Source organism: Streptomyces sp. LX-29 (assembly GCF_029541745.1).
GTDB lineage: Bacteria > Actinomycetota > Actinomycetes > Streptomycetales > Streptomycetaceae > Streptomyces.
The window spans coordinates 3,845,009-3,870,563 of sequence record NZ_CP089746.1; the positions used below are offsets into that span (position 1 = coordinate 3,845,009).

Annotated in this window: 18 protein-coding genes, 2 tRNA genes and 1 pseudogene; 10 read left to right on the forward strand and 11 right to left on the reverse strand. The window is 73.2% G+C overall.

Annotation, left to right across the window (positions count from 1 at the left end; genetic code table 11):
* The first annotated feature begins 41 nt into the window (after positions 1 to 41).
* From gyrA to LRS74_RS16555, 5 genes are all read left to right on the forward strand, one after another.
* On the forward strand, positions 42 to 2,675 hold the full coding sequence (gyrA, locus tag LRS74_RS16535; RefSeq protein ID WP_277741717.1) for a DNA gyrase subunit A: 2,634 nt from the start codon (positions 42 to 44) through the stop codon (positions 2,673 to 2,675).
* Between the two features lie 198 nt (positions 2,676 to 2,873).
* Positions 2,874 to 3,407: a DUF3566 domain-containing protein gene (locus tag LRS74_RS16540; RefSeq protein WP_277744786.1), complete on the forward strand. Its 534-nt coding sequence runs from the start codon at positions 2,874 to 2,876 to the stop codon at positions 3,405 to 3,407.
* 73 nt (positions 3,408 to 3,480) lie between these two features.
* Positions 3,481 to 3,554 (forward strand) — tRNA-Ile (locus tag LRS74_RS16545).
* Between the two features lie 218 nt (positions 3,555 to 3,772).
* Complete coding sequence (locus tag LRS74_RS16550; RefSeq protein WP_003958712.1) at positions 3,773 to 3,907, forward strand: DLW-39 family protein; 135 nt, start codon at positions 3,773 to 3,775, stop codon at positions 3,905 to 3,907.
* 125 nt (positions 3,908 to 4,032) lie between these two features.
* Complete coding sequence (locus LRS74_RS16555; RefSeq protein ID WP_277741718.1) at positions 4,033 to 5,406, forward strand: hypothetical protein; 1,374 nt, start codon at positions 4,033 to 4,035, stop codon at positions 5,404 to 5,406.
* Positions 5,407 to 6,914: 1,508 nt separating this feature from the next.
* Here the strand turns inward: LRS74_RS16555 and LRS74_RS16560 are convergent.
* Together LRS74_RS16560 and LRS74_RS16565 are read right to left on the reverse strand one after the other, a co-directional pair.
* Positions 6,915 to 7,790, reverse strand: a pseudogene (locus tag LRS74_RS16560) (serine/threonine-protein kinase); the annotation flags it as partial.
* Between the two features lie 25 nt (positions 7,791 to 7,815).
* Positions 7,816 to 8,361: a DNA-binding protein gene (locus LRS74_RS16565; protein WP_144383154.1), complete on the reverse strand. Its 546-nt coding sequence runs from the start codon at positions 8,359 to 8,361 to the stop codon at positions 7,816 to 7,818.
* Positions 8,362 to 8,480: 119 nt separating this feature from the next.
* On the opposite strand from LRS74_RS16565, the gene LRS74_RS16570 reads away from it, so the two are divergent.
* Positions 8,481 to 8,553: transfer RNA gene (locus LRS74_RS16570), tRNA-Ala, on the forward strand.
* A gap of 258 nt (positions 8,554 to 8,811) precedes the next feature.
* On the opposite strand, the gene LRS74_RS16575 is transcribed toward LRS74_RS16570, so the two are convergent.
* The 8 genes from LRS74_RS16575 to LRS74_RS16610 form a co-directional block, all read right to left on the reverse strand.
* Positions 8,812 to 10,023 carry an amidase gene (locus tag LRS74_RS16575; RefSeq protein ID WP_277741719.1) on the reverse strand — a complete coding sequence of 404 codons (1,212 nt, stop codon included), beginning with the start codon at positions 10,021 to 10,023 and terminating at the stop codon, positions 8,812 to 8,814.
* Positions 10,020 to 11,480 carry a hypothetical protein gene (locus LRS74_RS16580; RefSeq protein ID WP_277741720.1) on the reverse strand — a complete coding sequence of 487 codons (1,461 nt, stop codon included), beginning with the start codon at positions 11,478 to 11,480 and terminating at the stop codon, positions 10,020 to 10,022. The genes LRS74_RS16575 and LRS74_RS16580 overlap by 4 nt, the downstream gene beginning before the upstream one ends.
* Entirely contained in the window at positions 11,477 to 12,592 is a 1,116-nt protein-coding gene (locus tag LRS74_RS16585) for a hypothetical protein (protein WP_277741721.1), read from the reverse strand. The genes LRS74_RS16580 and LRS74_RS16585 overlap by 4 nt, the downstream gene beginning before the upstream one ends.
* 36 nt (positions 12,593 to 12,628) lie before the next feature.
* Positions 12,629 to 16,555, reverse strand: a complete 3,927-nt coding sequence (gene fxsT / locus LRS74_RS16590) for an FxSxx-COOH system tetratricopeptide repeat protein (protein WP_277741722.1) — start codon at positions 16,553 to 16,555, stop codon at positions 12,629 to 12,631.
* A complete protein-coding gene (locus LRS74_RS16595; RefSeq protein WP_277741723.1) occupies positions 16,552 to 18,081 on the reverse strand; it encodes a hypothetical protein in 1,530 nt (509 codons plus the stop codon). The genes fxsT and LRS74_RS16595 overlap by 4 nt, the downstream gene beginning before the upstream one ends.
* Before the next feature lie 117 nt (positions 18,082 to 18,198).
* The gene (locus tag LRS74_RS16600) at positions 18,199 to 19,413 is read right to left on the reverse strand and encodes an FxsB family cyclophane-forming radical SAM/SPASM peptide maturase (RefSeq protein ID WP_277741724.1); all 1,215 of its coding nucleotides are present in this window, start codon (positions 19,411 to 19,413) and stop codon (positions 18,199 to 18,201) included.
* A 191-nt stretch (positions 19,414 to 19,604) separates the two neighbouring features.
* On the reverse strand, positions 19,605 to 20,417 hold the full coding sequence (locus tag LRS74_RS16605) for an effector-associated domain EAD1-containing protein (protein ID WP_277741725.1): 813 nt from the start codon (positions 20,415 to 20,417) through the stop codon (positions 19,605 to 19,607).
* Between the two features lie 218 nt (positions 20,418 to 20,635).
* Positions 20,636 to 21,361, reverse strand: coding sequence for a DUF5324 family protein (locus tag LRS74_RS16610; protein WP_277741726.1), 726 nt, complete (start codon positions 21,359 to 21,361; stop codon positions 20,636 to 20,638).
* 271 nt (positions 21,362 to 21,632) lie between these two features.
* On the opposite strand from LRS74_RS16610, the gene LRS74_RS16615 reads away from it, so the two are divergent.
* Positions 21,633 to 22,166, forward strand: a complete 534-nt coding sequence (locus LRS74_RS16615) for a peptidylprolyl isomerase (RefSeq protein WP_277741727.1) — start codon at positions 21,633 to 21,635, stop codon at positions 22,164 to 22,166.
* A gap of 101 nt (positions 22,167 to 22,267) precedes the next feature.
* A complete protein-coding gene (locus tag LRS74_RS16620) occupies positions 22,268 to 23,167 on the forward strand; it encodes a rhomboid family intramembrane serine protease (RefSeq protein WP_277741728.1) in 900 nt (299 codons plus the stop codon).
* Positions 23,168 to 23,588: 421 nt separating this feature from the next.
* On the opposite strand, the gene crgA is transcribed toward LRS74_RS16620, so the two are convergent.
* Positions 23,589 to 23,849 (reverse strand): cell division protein CrgA, encoded by a 261-nt coding sequence (crgA, locus tag LRS74_RS16625; RefSeq protein WP_277741729.1) that lies wholly within the window; start codon positions 23,847 to 23,849, stop codon positions 23,589 to 23,591.
* Between the two features lie 148 nt (positions 23,850 to 23,997).
* Here crgA and LRS74_RS16630 point away from each other — a divergent pair, with 148 nt between their 5' ends.
* Positions 23,998 to 24,771 carry a DUF881 domain-containing protein gene (locus tag LRS74_RS16630; protein ID WP_277741730.1) on the forward strand — a complete coding sequence of 258 codons (774 nt, stop codon included), beginning with the start codon at positions 23,998 to 24,000 and terminating at the stop codon, positions 24,769 to 24,771.
* A 92-nt stretch (positions 24,772 to 24,863) separates the two neighbouring features.
* On the forward strand, positions 24,864 to 25,535 hold the full coding sequence (locus tag LRS74_RS16635; RefSeq protein WP_277741731.1) for a class E sortase: 672 nt from the start codon (positions 24,864 to 24,866) through the stop codon (positions 25,533 to 25,535).
* Positions 25,536 to 25,555 lie beyond the last annotated feature (20 nt).

Consider the following 25,555-nt stretch of genomic DNA (forward strand, 5'->3'; position numbering starts at 1 on the left):
CAGCAAGCCTCGGACCGCTTCGAAAGGAACTCTGACCAGCAATGGCCGACGACACTCCCACCACCACCCCGGGCACCGGCACGCCGGACGGCGAGCGGCCCACCGACGCCGTCACCCCTCAGGAAGAGGAAGGCACCGTCCGCATCGAGACCGTCGGCCTCGAGACGGAGATGCAGCGCTCGTACCTCGACTACGCGATGAGCGTGATCGTGAGCCGCGCGCTGCCGGACGTCCGGGACGGCCTCAAGCCGGTGCACCGCCGCGTGCTGTACGCGATGTACGACGGCGGCTACCGCCCCGAGAAGGGCTTCTACAAGTGCGCCCGCGTGGTCGGCGACGTCATGGGTACGTACCACCCGCACGGCGACGCCTCGATCTACGACGCGCTGGTGCGCCTGGCCCAGCACTGGTCCATGCGGATGCCGCTGGTCGACTCCAACGGCAACTTCGGCTCGCCGGGCAACGACCCGGCGGCGGCCATGCGCTACACCGAGTGCAAGATGGCCCCGCTGGCCATGGAGATGCTCCGGGACATCGACGAGGACACCGTCGACTTCCAGGACAACTACGACGGCCGTAACCAGGAGCCGACGGTCCTGCCGTCCCGCATCCCGAACCTCCTGGTGAACGGCTCCGCGGGCATCGCGGTCGGCATGGCGACCAACATCCCGCCGCACAACCTGCGCGAGGTCGCCGAGGGCGCCCAGTGGTACCTGGCCAACCCCGACGCCACCCCCGAGGAGCTGCTGGACGCGCTCATCGAGCGCATCAAGGGCCCGGACTTCCCCACCGGCGCGCTGGTGGTGGGCCGCAAGGGCATCGAGGAGGCGTACCGCACCGGCCGCGGCTCCATCACGATGCGCGCGGTGGTCGAGGTCGAGGAGATCCAGGGCCGGCAGTGCCTGGTCGTCACCGAGCTGCCGTACCAGGTGAATCCGGACAACCTGGCGCAGAAGATCGCCGACCTGGTGAAGGACGCCAAGATCGGCGGCATCGCCGACGTGCGGGACGAGACCTCCTCCCGCACCGGCCAGCGGCTGGTCATCGTCCTCAAGCGGGACGCCGTCGCCAAGGTCGTGCTGAACAACCTCTACAAGCACACCGACCTCCAGACCAACTTCGGCGCCAACATGCTCGCGCTGGTCGACGGGGTGCCGCGCACGCTCTCGCTGGACGCGTTCATCCGCAACTGGGTGACGCACCAGATCGAGGTCATCGTCCGGCGCACCCGCTTCCGGCTGCGCAAGGCCGAGGAGCGGGCCCACATCCTGCGTGGTCTACTCAAGGCGCTGGACGCGATCGACGAGGTCATCGCGCTGATCCGGCGCAGCGACACGGTCGAGGTGGCGCGTGAGGGCCTGATGGGCCTGCTGCAGATCGACGAGATCCAGGCCAACGCGATCCTGGAGATGCAGCTCCGCCGGCTGGCGGCCCTGGAGCGCCAGAAGATCGTGGCCGAGCACGACGAGCTCCAGCAGAAGATCAACGAGTACAACGCCATCCTGGCCTCGCCGGAGCGGCAGCGGCAGATCATCAGCGAGGAGCTGACCGCGATCGTCGAGAAGTTCGGCGACGACCGGCGCTCCCAGCTGGTGCCCTTCGACGGCGACATGTCCATCGAGGACCTGATCGCCGAAGAGGACATCGTCGTCACCATCACCCGCAGCGGCTACGTCAAGCGCACCAAGACCGAGGACTACCGCTCGCAGAAGCGCGGCGGCAAGGGCGTGCGCGGCACCAAGCTGCGGGAAGACGACATCGTCGACCACTTCTTCGTCTCCACCACCCACCACTGGCTGCTGTTCTTCACCAACAAGGGCCGGGTCTACCGGGCCAAGGCGTACGAGCTGCCGGACGCCGGCCGGGACGCGCGCGGCCAGCACGTGGCCAACCTGCTGGCCTTCCAGCCGGACGAGCAGATCGCCCAGATTCTCGCGGTCCGGGACTACGAGGCGGCGGACTACCTGGTGCTCGCCACCAAGTCCGGCCTGGTGAAGAAGACCCCGCTGAAGGACTACGACTCGCCCCGCTCCGGCGGCGTCATCGCGATCAACCTCCGGGAGGCCGAGGACGGCCGCGAGGACGAGCTGATCGGCGCCGAGCTGATCGGCGCCGAGGACGACCTGCTGCTGATCAGCAAGAAGGCGCAGTCGATCCGGTTCACCGCCACGGACGAGGCGCTGCGCCCCATGGGGCGCGCCACCTCCGGCGTCAAGGGCATGAGTTTCCGCGGGGGTGACGAGCTCCTCTCGATGAATGTCGTCCGGCCCGGTACGTTCGTCTTCACCGCCACCGACGGTGGATACGCCAAGCGCACCAACGTGGACGAGTACCGCGTCCAGGGACGTGGCGGCCTCGGCATCAAGGCTGCCAAGATCGTCGAGGACCGGGGCTCGCTGGTCGGCGCGCTGGTGGTCGAGGAGAACGACGAGATCCTCGCCATCACGCTCGGCGGCGGTGTGATCCGTACGCGGGTCAACGAGGTCAGGGAGACGGGCCGTGACACCATGGGCGTCCAGCTGATCAACCTGGGCAAGCGGGATGCCGTCGTGGGCATCGCCAGGAACGCCGAGGCGGGCCGCGAGGCTGAAGAGGTCGACGAGGGCGCCGAGAGCGGTCCCGAGGCCGAGGCAGCCGAGGGCGCCGTGTCCTCGGCCGAGCAGACCGAGGAGTAGGTCGTGAGTCGAGCCACGGGCACCGCGTCGAGCGGCGGCAAGGACGCCAAGCGGACGCCGCCGAAGGCGCCGGAAGGCGACGGTGCCCGTGGCTCCGCCGACTCCCGCGAGTCCCAAGGGGGAACGCGTACCGTGACGGACGCTCGCGACGCCGCCCGCGGCTCGAAGCGGCAGCAGGAGGCGTTCACCCCGGGCCCGCTGCCCGGCGAGCGCTCCGGAGGCAAGCAGCGCGCCCAGCCCTATCAGCCACCGCAGGCGTACGCGCCGCCGGCGGACTCCGGAGCCCCCGCGGGCGGCTCCGGCAAGTCCGCCGCCCGGCGGGGCCGCGGCGGGGCCGCCGTGGCCGCCCGCACGGTCCCCCGGACCCGCAAGGCGCGGCTGAGGGTGGCCAAGGTCGACCCCTGGTCGGTCATGAAGGTCAGCTTCCTGCTGGCCATAGCGCTGGGCATCTGCACCGTCGTGGCCTGTGGGGTGCTGTGGATGGTGATGGACGCGATGGGCGTCTTCTCCACCGTGGGCGGCACCATCAGCGAGGCCACCGAGTCCAAGCAGGACAGCGGCTTCGACCTGGAGTCCTTCCTGTCCCTGCCGCGGGTGCTGGGCTTCACCTCGATCGTCGCCGCGATCAACGTGGTCCTGGCCACCGCTCTGGCCACCCTCGGGGCCTTCATCTACAACATCTCCGCGGGCTTCGTGGGCGGTGTCGAGGTGACCCTGGCGGAGGACGAGTAGCCCCTCCCGGGGCGGTCGGCGGAGACCGATTTTGGGACACGGGCTCTGGTGCGCTAATCTTTCGGTGCAGCGCGGGGCTATAGCTCAGACGGTTAGAGCGCTTCCCTGATAAGGAAGAGGCCACAGGTTCAAGTCCTGTTAGCCCCACCGTGCGAAAGACCCCCAATCCCTCGGGATTGGGGGTCTTTTGGTTCCCGGCGCCGTCGACCCGGCCGACCGGCGGCGGAGTTGGTGCCATGGGCGAACGGATGTCTGTCCGGTTGTTGCCGCCCGCAAGGCGGAGATAGGTAACCGATCGATATCGGCTGGTGTGTATCATCGGGCGCCAGAGGTCCCCTACGTCAAGGAAGAGACGAGGTCGCGCGGTGAAGAAGCTTCTCCTGGTCGCACTGGCCGCCATCGGCGGGCTCCTCGTGTACCGCCAGATCCAGGCGGATCGCGCCGAGCAGGATCTGTGGACGGAGGCGACCGACTCCGTGCCCGCAGGTTCGGGTGTGTGAGACAAAGCGTTCTACGCGAGGCCCTGGCCGCTGTGGCGGTCGGGGCCTCGTTGGCTTTTGCGAACGAAATGCTTGCATAGGCAAAGAGTGCGCTGTTCGGCGGCTGGTGCGGCGAGGGGTGACGCGTGGTGAAGGTCGGCGGCGGGGGCGGCGGCCGGGGACGGCTGGCCGTGATGGCGGCGGTGTGCGCGCTGGCCGTGGCCGCGGCCCCGGGAGCCGGGGCGGTGCCGCAGAAGGCCGGGGAGGCCTCGGAGCGCGGCGCGTTCCTCCCCCACCGGCCCGCTGACGAGGCCGCGAACGCGGAGTCCTACGAGCCGCAGGGAGAGCGGATACGCGGGGCGTCGCGGGCCGGGAAGGGGCCGTCGATGACCGTGCGGCGCGGCTACCGGGACGACATCGGTCCGGGCGAGACGCGGCACTACACGGTGCGGCTGGACGCCGAGTCCACGGCCCATGTCTCGGCCGTGGCGGTGCCCGCGCCGGGCTCGACGGTGACCGCGGACGTCGACGGCATCCGGATCTCGCTGCGGAGCGGGTCCGGAGCGCTCTGCGGGCAGGCCCGCCCGACGATCGTGATGCGGGGGACCGCGCAGCCGCTGGCCGACTCCGCCTCCCGGCAGCCGGGCCCCGGCACGCCGCCGGAGTGCCAGCGGGCCGGGGCCTACGACGTCGCCGTGGAGCGGGTCGGCGGCGAAGGAGCCGGCCCCGACCGCTGGCCGATGGAGCTGAGGTTCACCCTGGAGCGTCCGGTGGCGGCGGACGACGGGCGCGAGGCCCGGCCGCCGCGGGACGGCTGGAGCACCGAGCCGCCCACGGTGCCCGACCAGCCGGCCCGGGCCCGCAAGGGCGGCAGCGCGTTCCGCGACGCGGAGTTCCTGTCCACAGGTGTGTGGGAAGGCGAGATCAAGCCCGGCGAGACCCGCTTCTACCGGGTGCCGCTGCTGTGGGGCCAGCGGCTCTACGCGGTCGTCGGGCCGCCCACCGACGCCGACCGGAAAGGCCCGGGAGCCCTGGGCGACGCCGTCGGGCTGACCGTGTACAACCCCGAGCGCGGCCTCGTCGGGCACGGCCGGGCCGTCGAGGCCGCCGGCCGGCCCACCGAGGACGCGGTCGGCCCGACCGCCCCGGTGGCGTACGCCAACCGCTATGACCGGACGAGAGGCGAGGTCCGGGCGATGAGCCTCGCCGGGTCCTACTACCTCGCCGTCACCCTCGACCCGAAGGCGAAGACCCTCGCCGGCGGCGCCGTCCCGGTCACCCTGCGGGTGGTCGTCACGGGCCGGGCCCAGGTCGGCCCGCGCTACGCGCCGGCCGCCACCGGCGGCCCGGAGGGGCCGGACCGGGCGGACGGCGCCGCGGCCGACACCGACGACGACGGCCTGCGGGCCGTCGCGTACGCCGGCTTCGGCACGGGGACGGCCCTGCTGCTGGGGCTGGGGCTGTGGACGCTGGTCGCCCGGCGCCGCACGGGAGCGGGGCACAGGCCCACGACTGGCTGAACCGGGCTTGCGGTCCGCGGCGCCGTTCTCGTCACAGGCGGCGGCGCCGCCCCCGCCGCTCCCGCGGTGGTGACTGGTCGCGCGGGGCCACGGGCGAGGACGCCCCGCAGGTCCGCTCAGCCCGGGCCACGGGCGAGGACGCCCGGCAGGTCCGCTCAGCCCGAGGCCAGCCAGGCCCACAGCCCGACCGCGTAGCAGAGCGCGGCGATGACCAGGATCGCCATGACCGCCTTCGCGGGCGGCCCGTCCCGCCGCCGCCGTCCAACGCCTGGAGTCGACGCCACCGCCCCGGCCCCGGCCCCGGAGACCGGGGTGCCCGGTGCGGGCGTGGGCGGGTGCGCCGGGGCGAGCGGGACGTGCGACGGCGCCGGCGCGGCGACGGCGCCCGGCGGGGGCGGCGTCACCGGCGGCAGCGGAAGCCCGCCCGTTTCCGACCGCGACGGCGTACCGGACGGGGCGGACCCGCCGGGCCAGGGCGGGCCGCCCGGCGTGCCGAAAGCTCGGGGGTGCGAGCCGGCTTCGGGTGGGGACGGTGTGGCCGGCCAGGGGGACGGCTGGCGAGGGGGCGCGTGTCCCGCCGCCTGGTGCCCGGCGGCGGGAGGGCAGGGCGTGCCGGGCCAGGGGGGTGTGCCCGGAGTCGGCGAGGGCTCGGAGCCGAGGCCGGCACTGGGCGGTGCGTGGTGTGGGTCGTGGTGTCCGGGCTGGTGCCCGGTGGCGGCTGGTGAGGGCGTGCCGGGCCAGGGTGTGTCCGGTGGGGGCCCGTGGTCGACGCCGGCTTGGGCGGGGGCGGCCGTCCACAGCGGTGCGCCGGGGTGTGGCGGCCATGGCGGGGCTGTCGCCCCAGCCCCGGGCGGGGCGACGGAAGGTGGCGTGCCCGGGGCGGGCGATGGCGGACCTGGAACGGGCGGGGGCGTGCCTGGGGCGGCTGGCGGCGTACCGGGGGCGACCGGGTGGACGCCCGGATGGGCGTCGGGGGCGGGCGATGGCGGACCCGAGACGGGCGGGGGCGTGCCCGGGGCGGCCGGCGATGTACCGGGGGCGGCCGGTTGGATGCCCGGGTGGGCGCCGGGCGGGGGCTGGGCGCCTGGGTGGGCGCCGGGCGGGGTGGGGATCCCGGGCGGGGGCTGGGCGCCTGGGTGGGCGCCGGGCGGGGTGGGGATCCCGGGCGGGGGCTGGGCGCCTGGGTGGGCGCCGGGCGGGGTGGGGATCCCGGGCGGGGGGGGCTGGGCGCCTGGGTGGGCGCCGGGCGGGGTGGGGATCCCGTACGGGGGCTGGACGCCCGGGTGGGCGCCGGGCGGGGTGGGGATCCCGTACGGGGGCTGGACGCCCGGGTGGGCGCCGGGCGGGGGCTGGACGCCCGGATGGGCAAGGGTTCCCGGGTGGGCGGGGGGTCCCGGCGGCGGCGGGTTGTCCGGCAGTGGGGCGGTCTCCGGGGTGGGCGCGGTGCCCGGGGTCGCGGTCGGCGGTTCCGGGGGCGGCTTGCGGTGGGAGCGGCGGGGCCTGCGCTCCGGGCCGTCGGGGCCGAAGCCCGCCGGCAACGGGCCGAGCTGGTCGAAGACCTCGATGACATCGTCGTCGAGGTCGGGCTCGGGGAGCAGCTCCGTGGCGTCGCGCAGCGCCTTGCGGGCTCCGGTCGCGGTGCGGAAGCGGACGTCCGGATCAGGCTGCAGCAGGCCGGCCATCACCTGCCACAGCGGCTCGGGCACCTCGTCCGGCGGATGGGGCACCCCGTGCTCGGTGAACCGCCGTACCAGCGCCTCCGCGTCGGGTTTTCGACCGCTGATCAGATAGAGCGCCACCAGCCCGACGGCGAAGAGGTCGGCGGGGAAGTCGGGTTCGGCTCCCCTCATCTGCTCCGGCGCGAAGTAGCCGGGGGTGCCCATCACGAAGTCGGCCTCGGTGAGCCGTGGTTCACCCTTCGTCAGGGCGATGCCGAAGTCGGAGAGGCGGACATGGGGGCGGCCGGTGCCGGTCGCCTCCAGCAGGATGTTGGCCGGCTTGATGTCGCGGTGCACCACGCCCTCGGCGTGTACCGCCGCGAGCCCGGCCAGCAACTGGTCCAGCAGCACGCACACATAGCGCGCCGGCAGGGGGCCGTAGTCGCCTATCAGGTGGGCCAGCGACCCGCCGCCGACGAGGTCCATGGTGAACAGGACCTTGTCGTCGTCGGCCATCCAGCTGGCCGGCGCCAGCACATGGGGGTGGTCGATCCGCAGCGCCTGCTCGCGCACGAAGCGCAGGAGGGTGTGCGCGTCGCTCTGCTGGAGCACCTTGGCCGCCACATAGCGCTGTCGACGCTGGTCCCAGGCCCGCCACACCTCGCCCACGCCGCCGCGGCCGATCGGGTCCACCAGTTCGTAACGGCCCGCGAAGACCTCGCCCATCGCCCCGCCCCCGCGCTGTCCGTGGTCAGTTCTGGTGCGCCTCGTAGTGGGCCACCGCGTCGGCGGTCCGCCCGGCGCCGTAGACGCGGAGGAACTCCGCCAGTTCGGGGTGGGTCGCGGCGAGCGCGTCGGCGGCGTCGATGATGTCGCCCGCGGCGGAGACCGAGCGCAGCAGCGACTGGATCTCGCGCACCACGCGGCGCACGGTCGGGGCGCCGGTGCTGGCCGCGGTCTGGCTGGTGTTGAGGACCGAGCCGCCGGCGGTCTTCTTGATCTCCTCCATGCGCTCGGCGGCCTCGGCCGCACTGACCCTGCCGTCCGCCACCTGGCTGGAGAGCTCCTGGAGCGCCTGCACCCGCTGCACCACCGCGGGATTGCCGATCTTCGCGCGCTGGCCGCTCATCAGCTGGGAGAGCATGGGCGCCGAGAGACCGAGAATGGACGCCAGGCGGGCCTGGTTGAGACCGAGGTCATCGATGAGGCGGCGGAAGAGCGCCCCCAGCGGCTCCCCGTACCAGCTGCGCTGCAGCTCTCGTGCGCGGGCGGTGGCATCCTGCTGTGCTGCGTCCATACGCTCTCTCCCCTTCGCTTCGCTGCCGCGAATCTCGCGTGGCATCCTACGGAGAGCGGTACGTACGGGCGATACCCGGTCGGGAAAGGTGGCCGGCACCGGGTATCCTGATCCGCGTCGGGGCCTTAGCTCAGTTGGTAGAGCGCCGTCTTTGCATGGCGGATGTCAGGAGTTCGACTCTCCTAGGCTCCACCCCTTAACCCTCCTGACCTGCGAGAACGCGGTCAGGGGGGTCTTTTTTCGGCCCAGCGCAGGTGGGGATCCCGACGGGGACCGGGCGTGGTCACCGGTGCCCGGGAGATGGGGTTGATCTTTTAGAGGAACGCTTTTCCCGCCGCCCGTGGGGGAGACCGGGGCCGCTTCTGTCGGTCGGCTCCAGGTTCCTCTTCTCCACGCGGTGTGCCGGGCCATGACATGTGTGGGTCTGGTGTGGTGTCCGTGGCCGAAGTTTCACCTGGGTGCCGTGTGCGCTGGAGCGCTCGGCGCCGGCGGTGCACTGTTCAAGGACTCCGCGACGGTGGCGAGGGCCATGAGATCCGCTTCCCTGTGGTGTCGGGCGACCACATGCAGTCCGACCGGTTCGCCCGATGCCGTAAAACCCGCGGGAATGCTGATGGCGGGGTGCCCGCTGATGTTGAAGGCCCAGGTCAGCGCCACGCTCATGGCCTCCCCCGGCCCCTGGTGACCATGGGGTGCGCCGGGTGTGGTGGGGGTGGCTATGAGGTCACACCGGGTGAGTACGCGCTCGATCTCTCTATCGTTGCCGGCTTTCACGCCGCGGGCCTGAGTGTCCATCACGGGAGATCGGCGCAGCGCTTGCCAGCACGGGGCAGGATCGACGAGTCGCACGGAGGCGTCGCGGATCTCGACCGCCCCGGCGTCCGCCAGCCTGCTCAGGAACGCGTACGCCGTCTCGGCGATCCTCGCCTCCGTCGTGGCGAATCCCAGCGTGGCCGACCATGCGGTGCGCAAGGCTCGTGGTGGGGCTGTGAGAGTGCTTCGCGTCGTCATGCCGGCGACCGCGTCCAGATAGGCGGCGGCGTCCTCCGTGGAGCGGGCCAGCGGGCCGCCGACGTTCAGGCCCGCCCGGTCGCGGGCGGGCAGCCGGCCGTTGGTGGGCTTCAGCCCGAGGACTCCGCACCAGGCCGCGGGGATGCGGACGGATCCAGCGCCGTCGCTCCCCGTCGCGAGGGGGACCATCCGTGCGGCGACGGCGACCGCTGATCCGGCCGACGACCCCCCTGGGGTCCAGGAGGAGTCGAAGGGGTTGAGCGTCGGGCCGCGATCGGTGTGCCCCCAGGTCTGCCAACGCGTCCCCCTGCCCGGGGTGGCGGTGGTGCCCACAGGCACGCAGCCCGCTTCGATGAGGCGTACCGCCTGCACGGACGTGGCCCCCTCGGTGCCCTTGAGGGCCAGGGGCACCCCGGCGAGAGGCAGGTGCACTCCGGAGCGCACCTGTCGCTCCACCGCATCCGCCCGCTCGGCGGCGAAGGACGGCCACAGCGCGGTGAAGGCCCTCAACTCCGCATCCATATCGCTGATCCGGGACAGTGCGACCGCGACGGTCTCCCGTGCCGACAGACGGCCGGCATTGACCTCGGTGGCGATCCGGCAGGCGGACAGCCGGCCGTATTCCTCGACGCCGAGCCCGGAAGGCTTCACAGGGACCTGCTTCTCCGGCCATGCCGTGACGTGGGTGACGGCTCAGTCAAGCACGCGTCCTGTGGCGGCGCATCGGGTCCGGGTGCGGGCGTGCCGGCACGCCCGCGGGCGGACAGCGCCAGCAGACCCGTCGCCGCCGCGTGCAGGGCGTTGACGGTGATGATCGCCGGGGCGATGATCGCGACGGCCTCCGGCAGCAGCGGCTGGAGCAGCAGGGCGAGGATGATCGCCGTGATGCCGTTCTGCTGGCTCACCGCCAGGGCGAGCCGGTCGCGGCGGTCGAACCCGCGCGTGATCACGGTCGCCACCACCATCTGCGCCAGGAAGGTGGTCGCGCCGAGCAGCACCCCGGTGCCCAAGCGCACCCCCTGGGTGAGCAGCATGCCCAGCAGCAGGGTCGCCACCAGCAGTGACAGCGAGGTGGCCCGGCCGAGCAGCCGGCTGAGGGCGGGGCGGAAGAAGAGCGCGGTGACCGCGAGCCCGAGCATGAGGAACTGCCAGGTGGCGAGGGCCAGCAGGGCCAGCAGCGCGGTGGTCTGCGCGGCGGTGCGGAGCCGGCCGGTCCCCGAGCCCGCGGTGGTGGGGACCCCGTCGTCCGAGGAGTCCGCCGCGGACGCGGGGGCCCCGCCGGCGGCGGATGCCGTCGCGGCCGTCGGGGCCCCGCCCGGCGCGGACTCCCCCGCGGGAGCGCGCCCGCGCAGCGCCGCCCAGAGGGCCGCCGCGAGGAGCACCAGTGCCAGGTTGAGCGGCAGCGTGGCCCCGTAGGCGGCGCTGCCGGCGCCCACGCTCTCGGCCCCGTCCAGCACCAGCGCGCCGGCGTACACCACCAGGATCGTGGTGACCGGATCGTCGAAGGAGGCCCAGGCCGCGAGCAGCGACTTCGCGCGGGGCGACATCTCCCGACGCTCCATCAGCGCGGCGACCGACAGCGGATCGATCTGCGCCATCGCCACCGCGAGCACCAGGTACTCGGGCCGGTCCGGGTGGGCCAGGGTCAGCACTCCGGCGATCAGCGCGGCCTTCAGCAGCACGCCGAAGGTGACGGCGACGAGGATCCGGCCCAGGTCCCGGCGGGCCTGGGGGCGCGCGATGCCGTACGCGCTGCCGTACAGGCCGACGGCCAGCAGCCCGCCGGTCAGATAGGTGTAACCGGGGTCCTCGATGTGGTCCGCCAGCGGAAGCCACTGCCCGAGCAGCACGCCGAGGGCGGCGAGGGCGGCTGGCAGCAGGAGTGGCCTGAGGAGCGCGTCCCGCAGCACCGCCCTCCGCCGCGCCGGCTTCCGTGGTGCGTCCCGACCTGCCGTGTCCTGCCCGGCGTCCCGCGGCGCGTCCCGCGGCGCGTCCTGCCCGGCGTCCCACAGCGCGTCCCGTGGCGCGTCCCGCCCGGCGTCCCGTGGCGCGCTCCAGGCGGGCGGGGGGTCGCGGGCCTCCGCGGGCTCCGCGGCGGGCGTGCTCATCCTCCCTCCCCTATGAGCTCGTGGCCCAGCTGCGCCAGGCGCTCGTCCGCCTCGGCCACCCGCTCCTGGTCGACGGTGACGCCCATCAGATAGCCGCCGTCGGGCAGCGCGTGGTAGTAGATGGCGCCCTGCTCCACGTCGAGGACCACCCGCACCAGTTCGCCGCCGGTCACCGCGCACAGCGAGCTGTTGAGCCGCGCCACCAGGCCGGGCAGCAGCGCGCCGACCCGCTGGTAGCGCTCCCGGCGCTGGTCGCGGCTGATGTGCCGGAAGAAGTCGCTCAGCTCCGGGTGGTCGAGCAGGTCGGCGACGGCGCGCGGGGCGCGGTCGGGGGCGTGGTGGGCGAGGTAGTGCAGCCCGGGCACGGCCAGGGCGCGGGCGAGCGGGGCGGCGGCCGAGCCCGGGGTGGAGGTGGAGACGTAGGGCCGGACGGGCTCCGGCGCGTCCGGCGGCGCACCTCCGGATACCTCCGCCGGGCCCCGCGGGCTCGCGTCGGACGTCTCGTCCGGGGGCGCACCGGGTGCGCCGTCCGCGGTGGTCTCCGGACCGCCGACCGTGGTGCCGGGCGCGCCGGTGTCGAGCGTGTCGTGCGACAGCGCCTCCGCGGCCTTCCAGTGGGTGTCGCCGCGGCGCCAGGTGGAGTACGCGCCGTAGTTCAGCTCGCTGTACCGCACCGATCGACGGAGCTCGTTGACCGTGCGGGCTATCGTCTGGTCGGCGGCCTCGATCCGGTCCGGGCGCGAGGTGGCGCCGTACAGGTGCGAGCCGGCCTCGACCAGGTAGAAGAAGAGGGCGCCGTCGGGCACCCGGACCACGGTGCGGATCAGCGCGCCGCTGCGTAGCTCGGCCAGCTCCGGCTCCAGACCACTGAGCAGGTAGTAGAGCTGGCGGCCGGTCCGTTCATGGCGGCTGTCGGACGGCTCGGCCTCCTCGGGACCGGCCGCGGTGACGGAGATCTTGGCGATGTCGTGGTCGTAGAGGACGAGGTGCGGCAGCTCCTCCGGGTCCAGCGCCGGGCTCAGCCGTCGCGACAGGGCGCGCAGTTGCGGACTCTCACCGTCCGGGAACCGTACCCGGGGTCCCTCCACGGTGTCCGCTCCGTTCTGTGCCATCGATGAGTTTCCCCCCTGCATCAGACACATCCGACGTCAGACACTGCTGATCTCCACGTCCGTGCCGAGCCGCCGGTACGGCAGGGCCGTGAGCGCCCGGGTCAGCGGGTGCCCGGCGCCGAGCGCGTCCCTGCCGCGCACCTCGACGGAGGTGCGCAGCTCCGCCGCCGCCTCCGGCGGCCCGCTGGCCGCGAGGTTGGCGGTGGCCATCAGGGCGGTCGGATGGTCGCGGTCCCACCGCCGTACGCACTCGGCGTGGATCTTCCGGTCCTCGGCGGGCACGTACTCCAGATCGCCCAGCGCGGCACGGCAGTTGTTGAAGTTCATCCGGGCGACCAGCGTGAACGGATGGTCGTGGCCCAGGGTGCGGGTGAGCTGGTCGGCGGCGTCGGTGGCGTAGCCGTGCGCCTCCCCGGGCAGCCCGCCGTCCAGCAGGTACAGGGCGAGGTTGGATCGACAGACATCGGTGAACGGATGCTGGTCGCCGAAGACCCGGACATAGCGGTCCAGCGCCTTGCGGGCGTAGTCGGCCGCCTCGTCGTCCCGGTCGAGCGCGTGCAGTCCGGCGGCCATGGCCAGCGCGCCCTCCATGGTGGCGGGGTGGTCGTCGCCCCACTGGTCGCGGCTGTGCTCGTGGGCGCGCCGCAACAGCGGCACCGCGGCGTTCGGGTCGCCGGCGCGCAGATAGCTGACGCCCAGGCTGCGCAGGGTGCTCAGGGTCTGGTGCCCGCTGCCGCCCTCGATCTCCGTCAGCCGGTCCCGGGCCTCCCGCAGATGGGTGAACGACGACTCGAGATCGCCCAGTTCGCGGTGGTAGCGGCCGAGGTTGGCGTACGAGGCCCAGGTCCGCGGGTGATCGTCGGTCAGCAGTCGCCGGGAGACGTCGAACGCCATCTGCCCGTACTGCACCGCGTCCCGGTAGGAGCCCATGAAGTACCAGGACAGGGCGAGGTTGTTGGCGGCCATGGCGGTGTCGGGGTGCTCGTCGGTGAACACGTCGCGGAACCGCAGCAGGGTGCCCTGGTCCTCGACCAGCGCGTCGGCGAAGTGACCCAGCGCGCGCAGGTCCGCGGCGTACCCCCGGGCGGTCATCAGGGTGTACGGGTCGTCCCGACCCAGCGCGGCACGCTGGGCGCGCAGGGTGGCCGAATCCAGTTCGTACGCCCGCTGGTACTCGCCCAGCGAGCGGTGCGCGTTGGCGATCTGGGTGGCGAGCCGCAGCGCGGCGGCGTCCTCGGCGGGGAAGCGCTCCCGCCAGTCGGCCAGGATGCGCAGCCCCAGGTCGCGGGCGGAGGCCCACTGCCCGCGTCGCCAGCGGTAGCGCACCTGGTTGACCACCCAGCGGCGCACCACGGGCTCGTCGCACTCCAGCGCGCCGGAGACCACCAGATGCCGGTCCAGCTCGGTGAAGGTGGCGTCGTGCCGCAGGTCGTCGCCCTCCACATCGCCGGGGGCGAGCGAGGCCAGCACCCCCAGCACCTCGCGGCGGGTCCGTTCGCGCAGCTCCTCGCCCATCCGGGCGCGGCGCAGGGTCTGCACGATGCGGTGCACCCGGACCGTGGTGGTGGACTGGTCCACCACGGCCAGCGCCCGGCGGTCCAGGCTGGTGAGCACGGTGCCCAGCCGCATGCTGTCCCGCAGCCGCTCGTCCACCGCGGCCAGCAGCTCCAGCATGGCCGGCGACTGGACGACGGAGAGCGACACCCCGTCCGGGGAGAGGAAGGCGCACAGGTCCAGCAGCTTGGCCGCCGCCGGGTCCTCCTTCTTGAGCCGGTCGTAGGCCAGGTCGTAGGTGGCCGCGAAGGAGAGCGGGTAGTCCGGGGCGGAGCCCTCGTCCAGCAGGTTCACATTGGTCGCGACCCGCTCGATGAACTGGGCGACCGAGAGCGAGCCGCTCTGCAGCCAGGCCGCCGCCTGCTCCTCGGCCAGCGGCAGGTGTCCCAGCGCGTCGGCCAGCCGGGCCAGCTCCCCCTCGGGGGCCGTGGGCAGTCGGGTGCCCATCAGGCTGAGGCTCTCCTCCGGGCTGAACTCCTCCACCCGCGCCGGCTCCGCGAACCGGTTCCACGCGCTGTTCCGCGAGGTGACCAGGGTGTGCCCGTGGCCGGTGCCGGGCAGCAGGTCCCGTACGACGTGCGGGTCGGCCGCGTCGTCCAGGATCAGCAGCCACCGCTCGAAGGGTCGGCCCAGCCGCAGGTCCCGGCGCAGCTGGTCCAGGTCCTCGCCGGGCCCCGGGGCCCCGGGGGCGCCGGACGCCCGGTGCAGCTCGCGCGCCAGCTCGGTGAGGGAGGTGCGGATGTTGTCCGGGGCGGAGGCGGGGACCCACCACACCACGTCGTACTCGGAGGCGAAGCGGTGGGCGTACTCCAGGGCGATCTGGCTCTTGCCCACGCCGCCCATCCCGTACAGCACCTGGGCGGAGCCCGGGGAGCCGACGCCGCGGCCGAAGCGCTCGCGGAGCAGGGAGAGCGTCCCGGCGCGGCCGGTGAAGGCGGAGTTGCGCAGCCCGAGGTTCCACACCTCGGGGAGCCGTCCGGGGAAGCGCGGGCCGGCCGCGGCGTCCGGCGGCGGGTTCTCGCCCCAGCCCGGGAAGCCGAAGCGGGACAGCAGGGCGACGGTGGCCGCCTGCGCGGTCAGCCCGAACAGGTTGACCGCGTCGTGCCAGGCGAAGCGGGTGGGCAGCCGGGCGCCGCTGACCCGCACCCCGACGGTGCGCCGGCTGCGCGGCCGGCCGACCGGGGCGCCCTCGGCCAGCCGGGTGGCGGTCTCCCCGTCGGGCGAGCCGTGCAGGTGGGAGGAGAGCAGCACCACGACGGCGTCGGTCTGCTCGGGGATCTCGTCGGGGGTCGCCTCGACATCGTCGCGGTCGGCCACCCGAACGCCGATCAGCCGCAGCTGCTCGCGGATCCAGTCCGCCCAGACCTGGTCCTCGGGGGCGTGCAGCAGCACCACGGTCTCCGGCTCGACACCGCGGCGCGCCGCGTCGTAGGCGCGGTTGTACAGCCGGCGCAGCTGCTCGGAGGTGGGCTGGAAGGTGGCGACCGCTCCGCGGGAGACCCGCGCGGTGAGCTTGACGTACTGCGACAGCAGGCCGAGCGGGTTCCGCGGGTCCTCGCGCAGGACCGCCAGCTCCTCACCGAGGGCGTAGAAGGGGTGGTAGGGGATCTGGAGCTCGCTCCAGTACCCCTCCTGCGTCTGGTCGTCGGCGGGGCGCACGAAGGGGCCGAAGGTGTGGCGGAGCTCCGTCAGCCGGTGCGCCAGCCGGTCGTCCTGCGAGGTCTCGACCCGGAGCGGCACCACATGGATGCGGATCTCCCGGCCGTCCCGGTGGGCCCGCTCCCGGATGCGGCGGGCGACCTCCGCGCAGCCCTCGGTCGACGGCTCGTTCATGGTCAGCCCGAGGACCACGGAGTCGGGCAGCACCAGCGTGCAGACGTCGGCACCGTCGGACAGCCCGGTGCGGCCGTTGATCAGCACGTAGTCGTAGCCGCTGTGCCGGATCCGCTCGCGCAGCTCGGTGAGGAAGCCCAGGCCCTCCTGCCGGAGGAAGTAGCTCCAGTTGATCCTGGCCATGCGGTTGCGGTACTCGCCGTCGTGGATGCCGGGGCCGAGGTAGTCCAGCCGTCCGCCGCCGGCGAAGTGCGCGTCGAGCTGGACGGTGAACGGCAGCAGGTTGGCGTGGTCCTCGTACAGCCGGTGCAGCTCGTCGGGGCGGGTGTGGCCGGCCTGGATCGCGAACTCGATCAGGATGTCCAGCACGCCACGGCTGGCGGAGAGCTCATGGTCGGTCAGGAACCGCTGGTAGTAGCGGTGCAGACCCGGCGCGTCCAGGTCCCAGTCGACGGTCAGCACCGACTTGCCCGCGCTGGCCAGGATCCAGGCGGTGTTGGCCACCGCCATGGTGCGCCCGGCGCCGCTCTTGAAGGTGTAGAAGGAGATGATCTCAGCGGAGCCGTCGACGGTCATCCATCACCCCAGATTCCACCGGACCGGTGGGACAACAACGCGGAACGAGGCCCGGCCGGGACCGGGGACCAGGCGTCCCGCTCCCGAGAGCGGCGGGTCGGCCACTCGGCGCGCTCCTCCGGCTCCCGAGCCCCGCGCAGGGGTCTGCCGTCCGGTTCGCCCGGCTCGCTCCGGCCCTGGCCGTGGCCGCCCGGCCACACGGTGAGCACGTCCGCCATCGCCCCGATCACGGTGTGGGCCAGCCCCTCGGCGCTGCCGACCTCGTGGTGCGGCGCCCGCAGCCGGCAGCCGGCCGCCTGGGCCAGCAGGGCGTCGCGCAGCTGCGGGGTGTTCTCCCAGGTCTCCGCGTCGGTACGGGGCAGGACGGAGACCACCCCGGCGAACGCCGCGCCCCGGGCGGAGAGCCGCTCGCACAGCGCGGACAGTCCCGGATCCCGGCTGGGCCTGGCCTCGCGGGCCAGCCAGGGGTCGACGAGCAGCAGCACGACCGGCGGGTCGGGGTCGGCGCCCGGCGGCTCCGGAGGCAGCGCCACCGGCTCGGCCGCGCCGGTCTCCGGGGTGAACGGGCAGACCGTCACCTCCGCCACCCCGTAGTCCTCCAGGGCGCGTTGGACGACGTCGACCGCGCTCTCCTCGGTGTGCGGCCAGAACGGCTGCCAGTCCTCGGGACTGTCCCCGTACGGGGCTAACGCGGTGCGCAGGGCCGCCATGCGGGAGCGGGTGCCGGCCAGCAGCAGCAGGGTCACGCGGTGGCGCCTGGCGGCCGTGGCGGGCCCGCGGTCCGCGCGCGGCCGGCCCGCGGCCCGCGGCAGGTCGTACACCGGCCGCCACTTGGCGCGCGGCGGCCCGGGCGGCGCGGCGGGCGGCGGGTGCGGGGTCGGTGTGCCGGGGCGCAGGGCGCCGGCCGGGCGGGTCGCGCGGGGAGGCGCCGCCGGGGCGGGGGGCGCGGTGCCCGCGTGCGGATCGAAGCGGAGCGGGATCGACCGGGCGTCCGCCGTGGACATGGCCGGAAGGTCCGCCTGCACACCCGTGATCAGTCGGTCGGCCACCAGCCGGACCAGGTCCCGGTACTGCGCCCAGTGCTCCGGGTCCCGCAGCGTGCCGAACTCGCCCGCCGGATAGCCCTGTCCGCCGCTGGGCAGCAGCGGGCCTGCCTCGGCCACGGACAGGGGCAGCACCAGCCCGTCCGGGCGCCAGACGACGCCCACCAGCGCCCGTGGTTCACGGCCGGTCTGCCGGGCGCTGCGGGCCATCCGCTCGCGGAAGACGGACCACTCGCGGGCGCAGTCCGGGCTGCGCAGATAGGCGTCGGAGTAGAGCGCCAGCAGCGCGCGGCAGTCCAGCGCGGCCGGGTCCGGTTCCGGGACCGGAGCGGGGCTCTTCAGATGCCCTCGTGAACTCGCCTCGCGCCCCAGGCGGCTGTAGAGTTCGCTCTGAACATCGTAGTGAAACCGCTGGACTTGTCCGCGGTCGCCGGCTGACGCGGCGTAGCTCGTGAAGAAGAGCGGCCTCACAGCATCCCCCAAGCACCGTCTTCCGTTTCGACAACCGGCCGGCAAGACGTGTTGTTGTGCGACGCCGTGTGGTCGGATCGCACAACCCCAATATAGGGAAGGTGACGCGGTCCGTCCCTCAAGAACGCGTCAATCAGCCAAATGACGCAGGGTGTTCCGGATGTGCGTGATGAGAAGCCCCAGGTCGCGGCAGTAGACCGAGGGGTTGTCGAAACCTTGACCGCGTCCGAACCGGTGGGCGCGCAGCCCGCCGCCGCAGATTCCGGACACCGGACAGGCCCGGCAGGTCCGGCACAGCCCGTCGTCGAGGGCCGCGACGGTCTCCTCCAGGGCGAACGCCGCGTCCAGTGAGTGCCGGTGGATGTCGAGGCCGGTGGCGGCCGCGCCGTTCGCCACCGCCTTGAGCGAGTCGGTCCACTCGATCGAGCCGTCCGTCTCGATGACGACGGCCGCGGCGGGCGCCGTCCCGACCGTCTCGCTGTGACCGGTGCCGCCCCGGCACAGGTCCACCACGGAGTCGAAGAGTCGTACCCGCAGCGGCCGGCCCGCCGCCCACCACCGGTCGAAGGCCACCGCCAGCCAGCGCCCGTACGGGGCGTCGCCCGCGGCCGCGCCGGCCGGCGGGTGGTCCCAGGTGGCGTGGGGCAACAGGAAGTCGATCATCGGCGGGCGGTGGGCGGCCAGCGCGTCGTAGCAGCGCTCGGGGTCGTTGGCCAGGTCGACGGTGCACAGCAGCCCCTCGAACAGCGGGCGGTGTTCGGGCCGGCGCAGCAGTTCCAGGGCCCGCTCCACCTCGGCGTGGCTGCCCCGGCCGTCGCGGTGTCGGCGGTGCCGGTCGTGGCCCGCGCGGTCGCCGTCCAGGCTGAGGCCGACCCGGATGTCATGACGGGCGAGCTCGGCCAGCAGCGGGGCGTCGAGCAGCACGCCGTTGCTCTGCACCGTGAACCGCGCCGTCGCGCCGGTGCCGCGCAGCCGGTCGCGCACCGTCTCCACCAGCCGGGTGACCGGGCCGGCCCCGCCGAGCAGCGGCTCGCCGCCGTGCACGATCACCCGGACCGCGGGCAGCCGGTGGCGCCGGGCGTGCTCCGCGATCCGCTCGGCGAGCCGGTCCACGGTCCGCGCCGACATGGTGCGCGGCCGGTCCCGCCAGCCGGTGTCCCGCAGGGCGTAGACGTAGCAGTAGTCGCAGGAGAGGTTGCAGCGGCTGTGCAGCTTCACGATGAACTGGTCGAACGCGCGGGCGCGCGGGAGGCCGTCCGGCGCCGGGGGCGCCGGCCAGGGTGGGCTCGGGGCGGTGGCCGACTGGAAGGTGGGTGCCTGCCGCCACGGAGCGGAAGTCTTCACGTACGGGTACCCCCCGATTCGCCTGAGCCTGACGGCGCCGCCGCGTGGTCGCAATCCCCCCAGTCCACCGTAGCGAGGGCCCCCGGCCCGGTGGAGTCGCTGCTCGGCCAATCCCCGGGGCCGGTTCGGTCGCCTCCGGCGCGCCGAGGGTGGGCCGGCGCCCGGTCCACCACGCGCCGTCCAGCCGCCGGTCACCCCCCGGCGCCGAGGGCGGGCCAGGTGCCCAGCACCCGCACCAGGTCCCCGTCGTCGAGCCCCGCCTCCCGCACCGTCGCCGACGGGTCGAGCTCCTCGCACCGGCCGTCGGGCAGCACGCGCTCCACCCGGCGCCCGGTGCGGTCCTCGCCCGGGGCGATCGGCCAGCAGCTGAGCGCCCACACCGCGAGGTCGCCTATCCGGCTGCCGCGCGCCACCTCCAGGTCGCTGTGGAGCTGCCCGGAGCCGTCCTCCACGGTGAGGGCCACCGTCGCCCGCGCGGGGATGACGTCCACCGGCTCGGGCGGCGCCACGGGGGCGGGCGCGGGGGCGGGTACGGGCACGACGGCGGACGCGAGTTCGACGGTGGGCACGGGGGTCAGCGCGGGCGTCGGTTCGTGGGCCGGCGCGGGGGCGACGACGGGTACGGGCCCGACGACGGGTACCGGTTCGACGACGGGGTCCGGCGGCGCCGGCGGTCCCAGGTGGCGCTCGATCAGCCGGCGGAAGACGGGCTGGAAGGGGTACTGGGCGCGGAGGGCGCTCAGCATCCGGCGGTAGGGGTGCTCGACGACGCCGTTGTCGAGCCTCTCGAAGAGCAGGGTCCACGCCTCGTCCGAGCCGCCGTCGAACGACACGCGAGCGCTCCTGGGCACCTTCATGGCGGAGAGCAGAAGACGCGCCTCGCCCAGGGTGCTGTAGACCTCCGCCACCGCGCTGAGCAGTTCGTCCCGCTCGGCGTCGGTGATATCGACGTCCCCCGGCAGCCGCCGTTCGGAGTCGGACGCGGACAGGTCGTGTGTCGACATGTGCTCTCCCCCGAAGTCACGCCAGAACCATGGCAATTATGCGTGTTCTGACATCAAGAGGGCAGGAGAGCTGCCGATTTCTCCACGGTCGAGACCCAGCGGACCGCGGACCGCGCGGCCGACTGCTACGCGCGGCACGCGCGCCCCCGACCGCTACGCGCGGCCGGGGGCGCGCGTAGCGGTGTGCGCCGCCGTCCGGCGGCGGGTGGTCCGCGCGGTCAGCGGTTCTCCTCGCCGTCGTCGTCGGTCTCCGCCTGCTTGGCCTGGACCTCCGGGTCGAGGGTGGAGTTCGGGCCGCTGCCGTCGACGGAGGAGAACGAGGAGCGGTCGTCCAGCTCGGTGGCGGCGGACGGCTCGACCAGCCAGTCCGGGTTGGACTGCCGGTCCCACCACTTCCAGGCGCCGTAGGCGCAGCCCGCGACCAGCGCGACCAGCGCCATCCGCTTGAGCGCCCGGCCCGTCCGGGCCCGGCGGGCGCGCTTCTTGGCGATCTTGTGGATCTCGGCCGGGGTCACCTCGCCGCGCAGCGCGGCGATGGCCGCGGCGGAGCGCGAGATGGCCTCTTCTCGGGCGGGTCCGGCCGCCGCCCGGGTCACCGCGACGGCGTGCTCCATCCGCGGGGCGGTGTACTCCGCCGCGTGTCGGGCGGCCTCGCGGGTGCGGTTGGCGGCGCGGGTGGCGGCGGCGTCGACCTTGGGCGGCAGCGCGCCGCGGGCGTGTTCGATGCGGGGTGCCAGGTGCGCGTGGTACTGCTCGCCGGCGGCGCACCGGGCCTGGTGGGCGGCGTGGGACACCTTGGGCGCGACGCGGGTACGGGCCTCGTGGGCGTAGTGCACGGCGGCGTCCTTGGCTGTGCCGGCGTACGGCGCCACCACCTCCGCAGCGTGCCGGACACTGTCCTTCGCGGTGCCGGTCACGGCGCGCACGCTGTCTTTGCGGGTCACGGATCCTCCTCGTCGGTTCCTTGCGTGGCGTACTCGGTGGCGTACTCCGGGTTTGGGGTCTGTACCCCCGGGCGTCTGTCCTCAATACGCGATGTGTCGTCTTTCCACCCTTTTGAAGATCATGCCTGTTGACGGGATATGAGGCATGCGTGAATCGGCATCCGGGTCAAGCGGGACTCCGGCGGAGCCCGCGACCGGGCCGGCGGCTACTCGTTGTACTCAGGTCCGTGCGAGGATCGAGATGTCCGTGAAGACTGATGGAAGGTAGATCGTGGCTGAGGAGCTCTACGCCACCCTGAAGACCAACCAGGGCGACATCCAGATCCGGCTGCTGCCGAATCACGCGCCCAAGACGGTCCGGAACTTCGTCGAGCTCGCCAAGGGCGAGCGCGAGTGGATCAACCCGGAGACCGGTGCGAAGACCACGGAGAAGCTGTACGACGGCACGATCTTCCACCGTGTCATCAGCGGCTTCATGATCCAGGGCGGTGACCCGCTGGGAAACGGCACCGGTGGCCCGGGCTACAAGTTCGCGGACGAGTTCCACCCGGACCTGGCCTTCACCAAGCCGTACCTGCTGGCCATGGCCAACGCCGGCCCGGGCACCAACGGCTCGCAGTTCTTCGTCACCGTGGCGCCGACCACCTGGCTGACCGGCAAGCACACCATCTTCGGCGAGGTCGCCGACGAGGCCAGCAAGAAGGTCGTGGACGCCATCGCGGGCGCCCAGACCAACCCGCGCACCGACCGCCCGGTGAACGACGTCGTCATCCAGAGCGTCGTCGTGGAGACCCGCGAGGGCTGATACGCCCGGTTCGTACGGGAACCCTGTGCCCCGCCCGTCCGTCTTGAGGGCAGGCGGGGCGGTTCCCGTGTGCAGGCAGGAAACGGGGGACAAGGGGAGACATGGAAGACCAGGCGGTCTGCTGCTACCGGCACCCGGACCGGGAGACCGGCATCAGCTGCACGCGCTGTGAGCGGCCGATCTGCCCCGAGTGCATGATCTCCGCTTCGGTCGGCTTCCAGTGCCCCGAGTGCGTCAGCGGCGGCCACGCCGCGGGGGCCACGGCGGCGTCCGGCATCGCGGGGACCAGCGGGCGTTCGTACCGCACGGCCGCGCGGCCGCGCACCATAGCCGGCGGCGCGATCAGCGACGACCCGCGGTTGATCACCAAGATCCTGCTGGCGATCAACGTCGCGGTGTGGATCGCGGTGCTGGCCGTCGGCGACCGGCTGCTGAACGACCTGGTGCTGGTCGGCGCCTTCCCCCCGGAGCCCTTCGCGCGCGAGGGTGTCGCCGAGGGCGAGTGGTACCGGCTGGTCACGGCGATGTTCCTGCACGAACAGCCGATGCACATCGCCTTCAACATGCTCTCTCTGTGGTGGCTGGGTCCGCCGCTGGAGGCCGCGCTCGGCCGCGCCCGCTTCCTCGCCCTCTACCTGCTCTCCGGCCTGGGCGGCAGCGCGCTCACCTATCTTCTGGCCGACCAGACGCAGGCATCCCTGGGCGCCTCCGGCGCGATCTTCGGGCTGCTCGGAGCCACCGCGGTGCTGATGCGCCGGCTCAACTACGACATGCGGCCGGTCATCGCGCTGCTGGCGCTGAACCTGCTCTTCACCTTCACCTGGTCCAACATCGCCTGGCAGGCGCACATCGGCGGTCTGATCGCCGGCACGCTGGTGGCCTACGGGATGGTGCACGCCCCGCGCGACCGCCGCGACCTGGTGCAGGCCGTGACCTGCGCGGTGGTGCTGCTGGGCATCGTGGTGATGATCTGTGTCCGCACCCTGGAGCTCACGCACTGATCGTCCCCGCCGGGGCGGGCGGTGAAGGTCCGTCGGTCGGTCGGGTCATCGGCCGTGCGACCGGGTGTGTGACCGGCCGTGCGGCGGTTCCGCCGGCCCCGGCTGTGGACGGTGGTCGAGGGGTGCCGACGGGAGGTCGTGGGGCGCCCGGTGTCCTCGTCCCCAACGCCGCGAAGCCGAACCGCCGGTGACCGTGGGGGCCACTCGGCGATCGGCTTGGATCACAGTTGTCCACAGCATGTGCCCGATCTTGTGCAACCTGTGGAGAACATCTGTCCGCTCCACGCTGACCTGCGGTGCTGTGGTGTCTCGACTGTCAGACCGGCGTCAACCTCGCAGAGGTTATCCACAGATCTTCTGAGTTTTCCCCCGCTGTGGATAACTCTGTGGACACCTTAGGGGGAAGGTACGGCCGAGACGGCTATTTCCACTGGGTGGAGACGACGAAACCGGCCGCGATGAAGCCGAATCCGACCACGATGTTCCAGTTCCCGAACGCCTTGATCGGCATGTCCCCGGTAGTCACGTAGAAGACGACGATCCAGGCCAGGCCGATCAGGAACATCGCCAGCATCAGCGGCGCGACCCAGCTGCGACCGCTGCTGAGGTTGATGGTGGTCGCCTGCTTCGACGAGGACGGCGGTGTGTAGTCGTCCTTCTTGCGGATCCGTGACTTCGGCACGAGGAACTCTCCTGTCGATGCGCTGCGTAACCGCGCGGGGCTGGTCTGGGTAGGGCGGCGCCGAGGCGGACGGCGACGCTGAGATCTTCCTTCCCCCGGCCGTCCGTTAGCGTAGTCCTTCCGCGGCGTCGTAAGGAGTAAGGGTACGTTGAGCAATTCCGCTGACTCCCCCACCCCGAGCCCGCGCCGCCCCTCCTTCCGGCCCGTACGGCTGCTGACCGTCGCCGTGTTCGCCCTCGCCGGTCTGATCTTCTGGATCAGCTTCAACACCGCCAAGGGCACCGATCTGCGCAGCGACGAATCGATGCTGCGGCTGTCGGACCTCATCCAGGAGCGCAGCCGCAAGAACGCCAAGCTGGACGACTCCACGGCGCGGGTGCGCGACCAGGTGGACGCCCTGACCCGCGGCGCCGACGAGGGTGGTTCCAAGGCGGCCCAGGCCCGGCTCAAGCAGCTGGAGGGCGCGGCGGGCACCCGCCCGCTGAGCGGGTCGGGGCTGAGCGTCACCCTCAACGACGCCCCGCCGAACGCCACCCCCCGGATCCCCGGGGTGCCCGACCCGCAACCCAACGACCTCGTCATCCACCAGCAGGACCTCCAGGCCGTGGTCAACGCCCTGTGGCAGGGCGGCGCCGAGGGCATCCAGGTGATGGACCAGCGGCTGATCTCCACCAGCGCGGTGCGCTGCGTCGGCAACACCCTGATCCTCCAGGGCCGGCTGTACTCGCCGCCGTACAAGGTGACCGCGGTCGGCGATCCGGAGAAGCTGCGCGAAGCGCTGAGCGCCTCGCCGGCGATCCAGAACTACCGGCAGTACGTCGAGGCGTACGGCCTCGGCTGGAAGGTCGACAACGAGGACGCCGTGACGCTGCCGGGCTACTCGGGCACAGTGGAACTCCACGAGGCGCAGCCTCTGAAGTAGAGGGCCGAAGCCTCTGACGTGGAGGGCCGAGACCTCTGGGAGAGAAACCTCTGGGGTGGAGGCGCCTCCAGGGGAGAGGGGGCGGTCCGGCGATGTCGGTGCGGCTGGTCGTCAGGGCGCTCAGCGAGCTGTGCATCACGGTCGGCGCCGTGCTCGTGCTCTTCGTCGGCTACGTCCTCTACTGGAGCGGGGTGCGCGCGGACGCCGCCATGGACGAGCAGCTGGACCGGTTACGGGACCGCTGGTCGACCGGCGCGGTCGCCACCTCCCCCGAGCCGCGACGGCGGCCCTACGCTCCCGGCGAGCCCTTCGCCGCCATGTACGTCCCCCGCTTCGGCGCCGACTGGGTGAAGCCCGTGCTGGAGGGCACGTCCCCCGGAACCCTCGCCAAGGGGCTCGGTCACTACCCGCGCACCGCGCGGCTCGGCGAGCGGGGAAACTTCGCGGTGGCCGGTCACCGGCGCACCCACGGCGACCCGTTCAAGGACTTCCCCCGGCTGCGCCCCGGTGACGCCGTGGTGCTCAGTGACGGCACCACCTGGTACACCTACCGCGTCGACCGCCGGCCGTACCGCACCCGGCCCAGCGACACCGCCGTCCTCGACCCGGTGCCGGCCGCCTCCGGCCACCGGCGGTCCGGCCGCTATCTGACGCTCACCACCTGCGACCCGGAGTGGGGCCACAGCCACCGGCTGATCGCCTGGGCCCACCTGGACGCCACGGCGCCGGTCGGCGCGGGCAAGCCGGACGCTTTGCGCAGCTGAGCCTCCGGCGCCCGGTCCGG